Below are 13,636 nucleotides of genomic sequence, written 5' to 3'. Positions count from 1 at the left end.
TCAGCCCTCTCCGTGGCGTAAAATCGCCACCACCAGTTGCTCGAAACTCATGCCGGCGGCCTTCGCTGCCATCGGCACCAGACTCTTCTCTGTCATCCCCGGCACCATATTGGCTTCCAGTAACCGGAAATGGCCATATTTGTCACACATCACATCAACGCGGCCCCAGCCAGCGCCATCAAGACTGCGAAACGCCGCTTCAGCCAGTTGCCGCAAAGCGAGCTCTTCGACCTCACTTAAGTCCGCCGGGCAGTGATATTGGGTATCGTTGGCCTGATACTTCGCATCGTAATCGTAAAATTCGTGGCTGGTTTCTAACCTGATGGCCGGCAAAGCTTTATTGTTCAGCAATGCCACCGTGAACTCCGGCCCACTCAGCCAGCTTTCGACCAGCACTTCATCATCAAACTTCCAGGCTAAAGCCACCGCAGCTTCAAGTTGTGCAGCAGTGGCTGCAGAACTCATGCCAATGCTGGAACCTTCCTGGGCCGGCTTGACCATCACCTTGCCACCCAATTCGTCCAGTAACCTGGCATAGTCCAGCGTCTCGCCCTGACTCACAACCACACTTGGCGCGACAGGTAAACCCGACGCTTGCCAGATCTGTTTGGTTTTGACCTTGTCCATTGCCAGCGCACACGCCAGCACACCACTGCCGGTGTAAGGGATGCCTAAATAATGCAATGCCCCCTGAATAGTGCCATCTTCGCCACCCCGGCCGTGCAACACGTTGAAGGCCCGGGTGAAGCCTTGCTCTTTCAGTTCCGCCAGTGGGTTATGGGCTGGATCAAAGGCATGCGCGTCAACCCCCGCGTTACGCAAGGCCTGAACCACAGCCTGTCCCGAGCGCAGCGAGACTTCCCGCTCGGCCGAGTCGCCACCCAGCAGCACCGCAACTTTGCCAAACTCGCTCATGCCTGCTCCTCCGTGTAAGCTGCACCCGCCCGGCGCAAGGCATCGGGCTGTAATTCGGTGGCCGCTAAGTCTTTTGCGATGGCCCCAATATTGCCAGCGCCTTGCGCCAACAACATATCCTTGGGTTGCAAAATGTCAGCCAGAACTTTCATAAGTTCGCCCCGGTCACCGACATAAATCGGCTCAACTTTTCCGCGCAGTCGCAGCGATTTCGCCAGCGAACGACTATCTGCGCCCTGCACCGCTGCCTCGCCGGCACTATAGACATCGAGCAGCAACAGCACATCGACCTCTGCCAACACCGAAACAAACTCATCGTATAAATCCCGGGTGCGTGAGTACCGATGCGGCTGAAATGCCATGACCAGGCGATGTTCAGGCCAACCGGCCCGGGCCGCGGCTATGGTCGCGGCAACTTCTGTCGGATGATGACCATAATCATCGATCAGCATGACCTCGCCCTGTTGGCTATCCCGCTCACTTGGATATTGGCCGAGTAACTGGAAGCGGCGACCGATACCACTGAAATCTTTCAATGCCTGTTGAATGGCCGCGTCGTCGATACCTTCATCGGTGGCGACTGCGATCGCGGCCAGCGCGTTGAGTACATTGTGCCGGCCAGGCAAGTTGACCGTCACGTCCAGCGGCGCTTTCGCTTTACGATGAACCTTAAAGTGACTCTGTCCGCTCTGCTGCTGGTAATCGGACCCACGCACATCAGCATCGTCGCTAAAGCCATAGGTCGTCATTTGCCGGCCAATCCGCGGCATTAACTCGCGAATCACCGGATCATCGACACAAATCACAGCCAGGCCGTAAAACGGCAGGTTGTGCAGGAAGTCGATATAGGTATCCAGCAAACGGTTGAAGTCACCACCGTAAGTGTCCATATGATCGGCTTCGACATTAGTGACCACTGCGACCATAGGTTGTAAGTGCAGAAACGACGCATCCGACTCATCGGCTTCGGCAATCAAATATTTACTCGAACCCAAGCGGGCATTACTACCAGCACTGTTGAGCAAGCCACCAATAACAAAGGTTGGATCCAGTTCCGCCTCGGCAAAAATACTGGCCAGCAACGAGGTTGTGGTCGTTTTGCCATGGGTGCCAGCCACCGCAATCCCATGCCGGAAGCGCATCAGCTCCGCCAGCATCTCAGCGCGGCGAACCTGTGGAATAAACGCGGCCTGAGCGGCTTGTAACTCGCTGTTGTCCGGCTGTATTGCCGAGCTCACCACGATGACATCAGCGCCGGCAACATTGCTCTCGTCATGACCCATGTAAATCGTAGCGCCTAACTCAGCCAGACGTTTGGTGTTAGCGTTTTCAGCCAGGTCTGAACCGGTAATGGTGTAGCCCTGATTCAACAATACTTCGGCGATACCGCCCATTCCGGCACCACCGATTCCGACAAAGTGGATTCGGCGGACACGGCGCATTTCCGGTACGCTGACAGCGGTGAATGGGGTTGACGTCATAGCCATTGCTCACACCTCTCAACCACGACTTCGGTGGCATCGGGACGCGCCGCCGCCTGGGCCCGCGTCCGCATTTGTTCTAATTGTTCAGGATGCGCAAGCCAGTCTTCCAGAATGTCGACCAACGGCTGAATTTTCTCCAGCTGGGCTTGCGGCAACAATGCGCCGGCTCCGGCGCTTACCAATTCTTTCGCATTTGCGGTTTGATGGTCATCGACCGCGTGCGGCAAAGGCACAAAGAGTGCCGGTGTCGCGACCACTGCCAGTTCACTCACGGTCAGTGCGCCAGCCCGGCAGATCACGACATCAGCCTGCGCATAGGCGCTGTGCATGGCGTCGATAAATTCCACCACTTCAACAGCGGCGATGCCCTGCTGCTGATACGCCTGCTCCACCTCGGCCACGCGGCCCTGACCGCACTGATGTACGACCTGCAGTCGCTGCCGTGCACTCAGTTGGCCCACTGCTTGCGGCACCGCCAGATTGAGCGCCTGAGCACCAAGACTGCCACCGACCACCAGCAAGCGTAGTTTGTCATCGGTTGATTTTTGCGGTTGTGCACCCATCCAGTCGGCGCGCAACGGGTTACCCGTAACTTCCGCGCCAGGCAGCTGCTGCTGTGCAGCGGCAAAGCCGACCATCACGTGCTGGGCGAAGCGCGCCAGCATTTTGTTCGTTAATCCGGCCACCGCGTTTTGTTCATGCACCAATAACGGAATCCCTGCCGCTTTTGCGGCGAGTCCGGCAGGCCCGCACACATAGCCGCCGAAACTCAGCACCACCTGCGTGCGATGCTGACGATAAAGTTTACGGCACTGACCGATGGCTTTCAGCATCCGCAGGGGCATCATCAATTTGCGTAACACGCCATGACCGCGCAGCCCTTGCATGGAGATCTGCTCCAACTGGAAACCAGCGGCAGGCACGACGCGTGCCTCTAAGCGTTGCTCCGTAGTGCCAAGCCAGACCACGGTGTGGCCGCGCTCGCGCAATTTTTCGGCAACGGCCAGGGCAGGAAATACGTGGCCACCGGTACCAGCAGCAGCAATCATAATCTGGCTCATGCTGAAGCCCTCCGTCGCCGTAGCCCGGTCCGTGGAGTGACCTTCACACTTGCCACCCGTATTTCGTAGTCAATGCGTAATAACACTCCCAGTGCGACACAGCTGACCAACAGGCTGGTGCCGCCATAAGAAATCAGTGGCAGGGTCAGACCTTTGGTGGGCAGCATACCGGCCGCAGCACCTATGTTGACCAGTGCCTGAAAGGCAAACCAGATGCCGATGCCATAGGCGACAAAGGCGCTGAAGCGCGCGTCCATCTGCAGCCCCCGGCGGCCAATCAAAAGTGCCCGCACAACAATGGCAAAGACCGCCAGCAACACCGCTACGATGCCCAGAAAACCAAGCTCTTCCCCAACTACGGCCATGATAAAATCCGTATGTGCTTCAGGTAAGTACTGTAATTTCTGAATGCTGTTCCCCAGGCCTTGGCCCAGCCAGTCACCCCGGCCAAATGCCATCAGCGACTGGGTCAGCTGATAGCCGCTGCCAAACGGGTCCTGCCAGGGATCAAGGAAAGAGGTCACGCGCTGCATACGGTACGGCTCTTTAATGATTAACAGGGTCACCACCACAGCGAGGGTGATAATGATGCCGAAGAACTGCCACAACCGCGCGCCAGCCAAAAACAGCATACCCACAGCAATACTGACCATCACCGCCATTGAACCGAAATCCGGCTGCATCAGCAGCAACACCGCAAAACAGGCCAGCACGCATAGCGGTTTAAAGAATTCTTTCAGGTTTTCCTGCACCAGATTGATACGCCGCGCCAGGTAGCTACTCAGGTAAATGACGAAAAAGAATTTAGCCAGTTCCGCCACCTGCAACGTAATAGGTCCGAATTTGAGCCAGCGCTGTGCACCATTGACTTCATGGCCGATGAGCAGTACCACAATCAGTAACGCCAGGCCCAGTAACAGCAATCCGCTGCTACCTTTGAACCACCAGTCGGACGGTACCTGCACCACGGTCGCCAGCAACGCCAACCCAAGGGTCAGGTACATGCAGTGACGAATGACAAAATGAAACGGATTATTGGTTAAACGCTCGGCGACCGGAAAAGACGCTGAACTGACCATTACCAGACCAAACGCCAGCAGGCCCAGGGCCAGCCATAACAGCACGCGGTCATAAAGAATGCTCTGCTCTGGCAACCACCAGTCGCGAATCCGCGTCCACGGCGACTGCCCGGCAGCAACTTCCTGAATGCTGAGTTCAAGTTGCTGCTCTTTACTCTCTTTCAGCTGCTTGGCGCGAAGTGCTGCGGTATCAGTCATGCGGCACCTCCTGCGCTTGGTTCTCTTGCAGTTGCTCCAGCACCGCGGTTTTAAACTGCTCACCGCGGTCCTGATAATTTTTAAACATGTCCAGGCTGGCGCAGGCTGGTGCCAGTAACACCGCACTGTTGCGGGTAGCCAGTTTGTCCGCCACCCGCACCGCTTCCGTTAAATCCTGTACCTGGGTCACCTGATCGTGATGCTGAGCAATACGATCCGCATCACGGCCAAGCACGATGAGCTCATCAACCAATTGCAGCGCGCTTCTGAACGTCACGAAGTCAGCGCCTTTACCATCGCCGCCGGCGATCAGGATAAGCTTGCCGGTGACCAGCGGACGCAAGCCCTCAATGGCCGCTTCCGCGGCGCCAATATTGGTTGCTTTTGAGTCGTTTATCCAGCGCACACCGTCGCTATCGGCCACCAGTTCACAGCGGTGGGGCAGCCCTTTGAATGCCCGTAATGCCGGTAGCACTTTGGTTAACTCAATTCCCATGCTCAGCACTAACGCCAGAGCAGCCTGCACGTTCAGCAGATTATGCACGCCGGCAAGCTGCAACTCCGATGCGGCGATTAACGGCTCATCCGCGACGCAGATAAACAGCTCATCATCACCCTGGCACAGGCCAAACAAGCCCGGCACTTCGTTATCAGGGGCGTCACGACCGAAGCTAAACTGCTGCGCGAGGGGGATGGTCTGCGGCGCGGTGACACGCTGATCACGATTCCAGATGCCGAGCTCGGCATTGCTATAGATACGATGTTTAGAGGCAGTATAAGCATGCCGGTCAGCATAGCGATCTAAATGGTCATCGCTGATGTTGAGCAGCGCCGCGGCGTGCAGCTTAAGGTCGTGCATGCTATCCAGCTGAAAGCTCGACAGCTCAAGTACGTAAACCTCCACGTCCGGGGCCAGTACGTCCAGCATCGGCACGCCGATATTGCCACCCACCGCTACATTCTTACCGGCGGCGCGCAACAGTTCACCGGTCAATTGAGTAACCGTGGACTTGCCGTTCGAGCCAGTGATCGCCAGCACCGGTGCCTGCGCATAGTGCGCGAAGATATCCGCATCCCCAACCAGGCAAATGCCGGCGTCCTGGGCCATTTGCAATGCCGGCAGGCGCAAATCCAATCCCGGACTGACCACCAGCAGGTCGCAGGCGGCGAGTTCGCCAATATCAAGTTCACCGGTAAATAGTTCCAGCGAGCCATCTAATTGCTGTAACTCGCCCGCCAGAGGCGGCTGCGCACGCGTATCAAACACTAACGGTCGAATCCCCTGCTGCAACAGAAAGCGCACACACGAAAGTCCCGACTGGCCGAGTCCGACCACGCCGATGACATCGTATTTGTGCAGTGCTGCAAGGTAACTCAAGACCGCTCCTTAACGTAGCTTCAAGGTCGCCAGACCTATCAGGACAAAGACCAGTGACAAAATCCAGAACCGCACGATAACCCGTGGCTCTGGCCAACCTTTCAATTCGTAGTGGTGATGAATGGGTGCCATTCTGAACACGCGCTTGCCGCGCAGTTTGAACGAGCCCACCTGGAGCATCACGGATACAGTTTCCATCACAAACACACCGCCCATGATGAATAAAATCAATTCCTGCCGGACCATGACCGCAATGATTCCCAGCGCCGCACCAAGGGTCAGCGAGCCGACATCGCCCATAAAGACCTGCGCCGGATAGGTGTTGAACCAAAGGAAGCCCAGCCCGGCGCCGCAGATGGCGGTACAAACCACTAGCAGCTCGCCGGATAATGGCAAGTGCGGGATGTTCAGGTACGCGGCAAAATTGATGTTGCCTGAAACATAGGCAAAAATGCCCAAGGCGCCAGCCACCATGATGACGGGCACAATGGCCAGGCCATCCAGGCCATCGGTCAGATTCACAGCGTTACTGGTGCCGACCACCACAAAATAGGCAAGCAGGATGTAGAGCATGCCAAGCTGTGGCATCAAATCTTTGAAGAAGGGCACCAGCAACTGAGTTTCAGCGCCAACGGTGGCGTTGGCATAAAGCACAACAGCTGCTGCGGTGGCAATCACCGATTGCCAGAAGTATTTCCATTTGGCCGGCAAGCCCCGTGAATTCTTTTGTACCACTTTGCGATAATCGTCGATAAAGCCGACCAGCCCGAAGCCAATCACCACCCCCAACACCACTTGCACGTAGCGATTGGAAAGGTCAGCCCAAAGCACGGTGGAAAGTACGATGGCGGCAATAATCAGCAGGCCGCCCATGGTCGGGGTACCGGCTTTACTCAAATGCGACTGTGGCCCGTCATCACGAACCGCCTGGCCGATCTGCAAGCGCTGCAGATAGCGAATCAACCGTGGTCCCATCCACAGCGCGATCAGCAGCGCCGTCAGCACACTTAAAATAGCGCGCATGGTCAGGTAGGAGACGACGTTAAAGCCGCTTGCAAACTGGGTTAAATAGTCAGCTAGCCAAACTAGCATGCGTGTTTTCCTTCTTGGCCTAAGCTTGGGTGTAATTCGCTTGCGCGTGCTTGCAGGGCTGCGATAACACGTTCCATATGGGCACTACGTGAGCCTTTCACCAAAATGGTAATAGGCGTTGAAGCCTGTTGCGCAGCTGCAATAATGGCATTCACCAAAGCGTCCTGATCGGAAAAATGTCTGCCACCACGGCCATTGAACACTTCACTGGCGCTCTGGCTCAGCACTCCCAAGGTATAAAGATTGTCGATATTAGCTTGAATCGCGTAGGCGCCGATCTCTTCATGATAATGGCGGGCGTCCTCACCAAGCTCTCCCATATCGCCGAGCACCATCATGCGCCAGCCCGGGTAAACTGCAAGCATGTCCAGCGCGGCTTTCACCGAGCCAACATTAGCGTTGTAACTGTCATCAATGAGTTTGATATGGTCACTTAAAGGCACCACCTGCATGCGTCCGGGAACTGGCTTTAAAGCCGCCAGGGCAGCCTGTGCATCAGCGAGCGGACAACCTACCTCAACGGCAGCAGCTATGGCTACCAGTGCATTGTCAACGTTGTGTAAACCTGGCAGGTTAAGCGTGATTCGTGCTGATTCCGCGGTGCCGCTCAATGCTTTGTCCAGATCCACAGTAAAGCTGGCACAGCCCTGCTCGTCGATCGCAACATCGGTTGCGCGAATCGCAGCGCCGGCGTCCTGACCAAAGGTCAAATGGCGGCAATGGGTAATCTGTTTTTGCCAGGATGGCGCAAACTCTGAGCGAATCGGGGTCAGCGCTAAGCCATCGGCATTCAAGCCTTTAAAAATTTCGGACTTGGCGCGAAATACACCATGCACGCTACCAAACCCTTCCACATGCGCCGGTGCGACATTATTGATAATGGCGACATCCGGTTGTGTTAAGCGGGTGGTATAAGCAATTTCACCCAAATGATTTGCCCCCAGCTCGATAATCGCCAGGTCATGGCTTGGCTCTAAGCGCAATAAGGTTAAGGGCACGCCGATGTCATTATTAAAGTTGCCCGCTGTGGCCAGCACATTGCCCTGGGTTTGCAAAATCGCCGCCAGCATCTCTTTGACGGTGGTCTTGCCACTGCTGCCAGTGATAGCAATAGTTTTTGGTTGCACACTGGCTTTTACCGCGGCGCCGAGCTGACCCAGTGCATGACGGGTATCAGCGACCACAATTTGCGGTACCTGCTGCGCGTCTGGCAGGTCCACATGACGTTCGACCATGAGTGCTTTCGCACCTTTACTCACGGCATCGGCCGCAAACTCATGGGCATCAAAATTAGGCCCCTGCAGGGCAATGAATAAGCAGCCCTCGGGCAGCTCACGTGTATCGGTACTGACCGACTCAATACTGCAGTTATCGCCAAATAACTGACCGTCGACGGCGCGACTAATCCACTGCATATCTGTTTTGATCATGACTGCCCCCCGCTCACCTGTTGTCTCACTAACAACTCAGCAACCAGCGCGCGCTCATCATAGGCAATGCGCTGCTGGCCAATTACCTGATAATCTTCATGGCCTTTACCGGCCAGCACCACAACGTCTTTCGGCTGGGCTTTGGCGATAGTTTCAGTAACGGCGCGCTCGCGTCCGGCAATAACCTCAACCTTGTCCTGCTGAGGGATCCCGGTCAAAATATCGCGCACAATCTGCTCCGGCTCTTCCGTACGGGGATTGTCGTCGGTCACTACCACGCGATCGGCGAATTGAGCGGCGACGGCGCCCATTTGCGGGCGTTTGCCACGGTCGCGGTCACCACCGCAGCCGAATAAGCACCACAGCTCGCCGTGACAATGCCGGCGCAGGGCAGTTAACACCTGCTGCAAGGCATCCGGCGTATGCGCGTAGTCAACAATAACCAGCGCCTGGCCCGGTTGCGTAAAGGCTTCCATGCGTCCGGGCACGGGATGCAATCCACGCACCGCCTGACAAATTGCGGCCCAGTCGAAATCCAGCCGGGCAACGGCAACCATCGCCGCCAGCAAATTGTAAATATTGAACTCGCCCAACAGCGGAGAAGCGACAGGGTACTCAAGGCGCCCGCTCTCGGCGGGGACGTTGAGCGTGAAATCTGTACCGGCATCACCAAAATGCACTGCACTCGCATACACGCCGTGTTCATGCTGCTGCGGATGTAAACTAAAACGCCACGCATCGGGACGGTCCGGCAGCCAGGCGCTTAATGCCGCATCATCACTGTTCAATACAGCGTTTGCGGAGCTAAGCTCGGTAAACAGACGCCGTTTGGCACCGGCGTAATTGCTCATCGTGCCGTGGTAATCCAGGTGATCGCGGCTGATATTGGTCGCCACTGCGACAGCAAAGGGAATAGCTTCCACGCGCCGTTGCACCAGGGCATGCGAGGAAACTTCCATTGCCACCACGGTCGCACCCTCGGCACGCAGGGCGGCCAGGCGTTGCTGCACCGCAATCGGATCCGGGGTGGTGTGGGTTTCCGGAAGTAAAGCGCCAGGGAAACCGCTGCCTGTGGTACCAATCACACCAGCTTTCACACCCAGTCCATCCAGCAACTGGGCAATCAAATAGGTTACGGAGGTTTTGCCATTGGTGCCGGTAACCCCAATCACCTGCAGATGTTTGCCGGGTTCGCCGTAGAATCGTGCCGCAATGCGCGACAACTGCTCTTTCAACTGGGGAACCTCAACCACTACCGTGTTGCCATGCTGCTCGACATCGACGCCATCGGCTTCACAAAGCACCACGCTTGCGCCCGCAGCGATGGCCGCATCAATGTAATCGCGGCCGTCGACCTGATAGCCCGGCACCGCTACAAAAGCATCGCCTGGTGCCACTTGCCGACTGTCCAGTTTCAGGCCACCAATGGCGACCTCCGGCAGGGGCAAAGGGTAGACAGGTAAAAGCTGTGGCAACTGCATCATTGTCCACCTCCAAAGCCTGCGACCCGCAGTTGCGTGTCTTCCAGATGGTCAGGGGCAACATTCATTGCCCGCAGTGCGTCACCGACGATTTCCGCGAAAATAGGTGCGGAAACGGTACTGCCATAATAATCATCACCACTTGGTTCATTGATCGTTACCACTACCGCGATGCGGGGGTCGCTCACCGGCGCCACGCCAGCGAACAAGGTCACGTATTCATCACCATAGCCACCGGCAATTGCTTTTCGTGCCGTGCCGGTTTTGCCCGCCACCCGATAACCTGGCACCCGCGCGTTCTTAGCACTGCCATCGGCGACCACCTGCTCTAACATCAGCAGTACCGCCTCAGCATTCTCACGCGATACCACTTGGCGGCCGGGCGGCAATTCACCCTCTGCGCGACGCTGAATGGTTAACGGACGGTGCACACCGCCACTGGCGATGACCGAATAGGCCTGCGCCAACTGCAGTGTCGTTGCCGTCAGGCCATAACCAAAGGATAGCGTTGCCACCTCAAAATCTGACCAGCGTGTGCGATGTTGCAGCACGCCATAACTTTCTCCAATCATGCCAATACCTGTGTCATTGCCGAGGCCGACCGCAGCATAGGTTGCCAGCAGCTGCTCGACACCTGTGAGTAAGGCAATCTTGGACGAGCCCATATTGCTGGAGTTCTGTAAAACTTCGGTAATGCTCTGCTCGCCGCGGTTGATGGGATCGCTGACCCGGCGACCGCCGAGGCGCATCCAGCCAGGATTGGTATCGATAATGGTATCTTTCTCAATTGCGCCAGCTTCCAGTCCGGCTAAAACCACCAATGGTTTCATCGTTGAGCCAGGCTCGTAGGCATCGGTAATGACCCGGTTACGCATGCGATGCGGTTGCAAATCGGTGCGATTATTCGGGTTAAAGGACGGGCTGTTGACCATCGCCAACACTTCGCCAGTGTCAACATCGACAATCACTGCTGAACCCGAGGTTGCCTGATGATAGCGCACGGCTTTTTTCAACTCGGCATAGGCCAGTGATTGCAAACGTTGATCAATACTTAGCGTTAATTGTTTTGGTTGTTTGGCGGCGGTAGTACTTATTTCTTCAACAACCCGTCCTTGTGCATCCTTGCGATACAGCCGTTCACCCGGCGTCCCTGTTAGAACCTCGTTATAAGCGGCTTCCAGCCCCTCAATGCCCATGCCATCGATATCGGTAAAACCCACCAGATGCGCGGTGATTTCACCGACCGGATAGAACCGGCGTGATTCAGTTTTTAAATAGATGCCAGGAATTCCCAACTGGCGCACGTAATCTGCGACCGCTGGCGTAACCTTACGCTCCAGATACACAAACCGGCGCTTCGGATCGGCGACCCGGGCCATTAAGGTGTCCACATCAGTACGGAAAACCTCAGCCAGCGCCAGCCAACGCTCGCGATTCGCTAAGCCCTGGCCCTCGTGTACGCGCTGCGGATCTGCCCATACGGTTTGCACGGGCACACTTACCGCGAGTTCGCGCCCGTGACGATCGACGATGGTACCGCGCTGTACCAGGGTTGGATCCATCCGTAGTGAGCGGCGGTCACCTTCGTAAATCAGTTGCTCAGGCTCAATCACCTGGATGAAAGCGGCGCGCCCAACCAGACTTGCAAACACTGCAAATACGACAAACAGAGCAAAGTAAAAACGTCCCTGCCCTAAATGCGGCTGTATGCCCTTTTTCTGATTGCGCTTCCGAGGTGTTACTGCCATGGCACCAGCACCTCCTGTTTTCCTTCCGGACGAACCATGCCTAGCCGCTGACTGGCAATCCGCTCTACCCGACTGTGCTCGGTCAACGCCGTTTGCTCGATTTGCAAGTGGCGCCACTCGATGTCAATTTGATCACGCTGCGACAACAGATCATCGCGTTCTATGGTCAACAAACGATTCGCGTGCGCGATATAGATGACTGCCAGTGCGCTGGCCAGGATGCAGGCAAATAACAAAATCACCAGCTTCTGCTGGCGTAAGTCATTAAACAACACAGATAACAAAGTCGGCACGCGGCTATTGGTCATAAGGTAACCTCTCTGCCACACGCAACACAGAACTGCGCGCACGAGGGTTGTCGCGCGTTTCTGCAGCACTGGGCTTGTTCGCTTTGCCAATCAGTTTCACGGTTTCACCGCGATCGATTTGATCATCACGCAGTGGTAACCCCGCCGGAATGGCTTTGCCTTTGCTTTGTGCCCGAAGGAAGCGTTTCACCAACCGGTCTTCCAGACTATGAAAACTAATTACCGCCAGTCGGCCCTGGGGTTTCAGACCAGTAATCGCGGCTTTCAGCGCCTGTTCAATTTCATCCAGCTCGCCGTTGATGTGGATACGAATACCCTGAAAACTGCGGGTGGCGGGATGCTTATGCTTATCTTTGAAGGGCACGGCCTTATCTATTAAGTCAGCCAGCTGCTTAGTGGTGGTCAGTGGTTGCTCGTCACGATGTTGCACGATGGCCTGCGCAATACGCCAGGCAAACCGCTCTTCGCCATACTCGCGCAACACGAAGGCAATTTCATCGGCAGTTGCCGTCATTAAAAATTCCGCTGCTGTCATGCCGCTGCTGGTGTCCATACGCATGTCCAGGGGACCTTCACGCATGAAACTAAAGCCGCGCTCAGCATCATCAAGTTGTGGGGATGAGACGCCAAGATCAAATAAGATACCGTCAAGCTTGCCACGCAGTTGCTGCGTTTCCAGCACGTCATCAAGACGTGAGAAGGGAGTGTGGATGATGGTAAAGCGTGGGTCGTCACGCAGAGCTTCAGCGGCTTCAATCGCGGTGGGGTCGCGGTCGAGCGCTATCAGTCGGCCCTGGTCATTGAGTTGTGACAATATGGCGCGTGAATGCCCCCCTCTTCCAAAGGTGGCATCGAGATAAGTTCCGTCCGGTCTGATGGCAAGAGCCTCGATTGACTCCTGTAACAGCACCGAGACATGTTGCGGCGCTTTTGTCATTATAATGAGAAGTCTTGTAGTCGATCACTGAGTGCCAAATCGTCCTGTTGTTCTGCTGCCATATCAGCAGCAACCTGTTCTTGCCATGCCGCGTCTGACCAGAGTTCGAACTTATTGAGCTGACCGATAATCATGATCTTTTTATCCAGATCTGCGTGTTGACGCAGGGTTGGAGCAATCAGGATACGGCCATTTTTGTCCATCTGGCAGTCTTCGGCGTGACCCAACAGTAAACGTTGAAGACGACGCTCTGCGGGGTTCATACTGGATAAGGTGGTAAGTTTTTGTTCGATGATTTGCCATTCCGGCAAAGGATATAACAACAAGCAAGGCTGCTTGATATCTATGGTACAGACCATCTGGCCTTCACAGTCAAGCATAAGGCTCTTCCGATACTTTGCTGGTATCGCAAGACGGCCTTTGTCATCTAGACTTAATGCTGCTGCACCACGAAACATAAAATTGATCCACTATTACCCACAAATCCCCACAATGTGACAGTCTAGGTGCCGATCTTTCCCACTG

The 13,636-nt window shown here is 55.8% G+C and carries 12 protein-coding genes; all 12 read right to left on the bottom strand.

All coding sequences use genetic code 11. The features are described from left to right. From J6J28_RS01255 to mraZ, 12 genes are read right to left on the bottom strand one after another with little or no spacing between them, the layout of a single operon-like run. Positions 1–915: a D-alanine--D-alanine ligase gene (locus J6J28_RS01255; protein WP_301719463.1), complete on the bottom strand. Its 915-nt coding sequence runs from the start codon at positions 913–915 to the stop codon at positions 1–3. After that, positions 912–2,402, bottom strand: a complete 1,491-nt coding sequence (gene murC / locus J6J28_RS01250; RefSeq protein WP_301719462.1) for a UDP-N-acetylmuramate--L-alanine ligase — start codon at positions 2,400–2,402, stop codon at positions 912–914. Before murC ends, J6J28_RS01255 begins: the two co-directional genes overlap by 4 nt. Further along, on the bottom strand, positions 2,393–3,460 hold the full coding sequence (gene murG / locus J6J28_RS01245; protein WP_301719461.1) for an undecaprenyldiphospho-muramoylpentapeptide beta-N-acetylglucosaminyltransferase: 1,068 nt from the start codon (positions 3,458–3,460) through the stop codon (positions 2,393–2,395). The genes murC and murG overlap by 10 nt, the downstream gene beginning before the upstream one ends. Continuing rightward, the gene (ftsW, locus tag J6J28_RS01240; RefSeq protein WP_323125226.1) at positions 3,457–4,704 is read right to left on the bottom strand and encodes a cell division protein FtsW; all 1,248 of its coding nucleotides are present in this window, start codon (positions 4,702–4,704) and stop codon (positions 3,457–3,459) included. The genes murG and ftsW overlap by 4 nt, the downstream gene beginning before the upstream one ends. Before the next feature lie 25 nt (positions 4,705–4,729). Further along, positions 4,730–6,115, bottom strand: coding sequence for a UDP-N-acetylmuramoyl-L-alanine--D-glutamate ligase (gene murD / locus J6J28_RS01235; RefSeq protein WP_301719457.1), 1,386 nt, complete (start codon positions 6,113–6,115; stop codon positions 4,730–4,732). A gap of 9 nt (positions 6,116–6,124) precedes the next feature. Continuing rightward, a complete protein-coding gene (gene mraY / locus J6J28_RS01230) occupies positions 6,125–7,207 on the bottom strand; it encodes a phospho-N-acetylmuramoyl-pentapeptide-transferase (RefSeq protein ID WP_301719456.1) in 1,083 nt (360 codons plus the stop codon). Next, entirely contained in the window at positions 7,201–8,637 is a 1,437-nt protein-coding gene (locus J6J28_RS01225) for a UDP-N-acetylmuramoyl-tripeptide--D-alanyl-D-alanine ligase (RefSeq protein ID WP_301719454.1), read from the bottom strand. Before J6J28_RS01225 ends, mraY begins: the two co-directional genes overlap by 7 nt. Then, positions 8,634–10,121, bottom strand: a complete 1,488-nt coding sequence (murE, locus tag J6J28_RS01220; protein ID WP_301719453.1) for a UDP-N-acetylmuramoyl-L-alanyl-D-glutamate--2,6-diaminopimelate ligase — start codon at positions 10,119–10,121, stop codon at positions 8,634–8,636. Before murE ends, J6J28_RS01225 begins: the two co-directional genes overlap by 4 nt. Further along, positions 10,118–11,866, bottom strand: a complete 1,749-nt coding sequence (locus J6J28_RS01215) for a peptidoglycan D,D-transpeptidase FtsI family protein (RefSeq protein ID WP_301719451.1) — start codon at positions 11,864–11,866, stop codon at positions 10,118–10,120. The genes murE and J6J28_RS01215 overlap by 4 nt, the downstream gene beginning before the upstream one ends. Then, positions 11,857–12,174 (bottom strand): cell division protein FtsL, encoded by a 318-nt coding sequence (gene ftsL / locus J6J28_RS01210; RefSeq protein ID WP_301719450.1) that lies wholly within the window; start codon positions 12,172–12,174, stop codon positions 11,857–11,859. The genes J6J28_RS01215 and ftsL overlap by 10 nt, the downstream gene beginning before the upstream one ends. Beyond that, positions 12,164–13,114 carry a 16S rRNA (cytosine(1402)-N(4))-methyltransferase RsmH gene (rsmH, locus tag J6J28_RS01205; RefSeq protein WP_301720782.1) on the bottom strand — a complete coding sequence of 317 codons (951 nt, stop codon included), beginning with the start codon at positions 13,112–13,114 and terminating at the stop codon, positions 12,164–12,166. Before rsmH ends, ftsL begins: the two co-directional genes overlap by 11 nt. After that, on the bottom strand, positions 13,111–13,569 hold the full coding sequence (mraZ, locus tag J6J28_RS01200; RefSeq protein ID WP_126763691.1) for a division/cell wall cluster transcriptional repressor MraZ: 459 nt from the start codon (positions 13,567–13,569) through the stop codon (positions 13,111–13,113). The genes rsmH and mraZ overlap by 4 nt, the downstream gene beginning before the upstream one ends. Between the last annotated feature and the right edge of the window lie 67 nt (positions 13,570–13,636).

Source organism: Pseudidiomarina terrestris (assembly GCF_030466375.1).
In the GTDB taxonomy this organism is placed as follows: domain Bacteria; phylum Pseudomonadota; class Gammaproteobacteria; order Enterobacterales; family Alteromonadaceae; genus Pseudidiomarina; species Pseudidiomarina terrestris.
The sequence above is the reverse complement of the archived record's forward strand: the minus strand, read 5'-3'. Positions and strand labels throughout refer to the sequence as shown.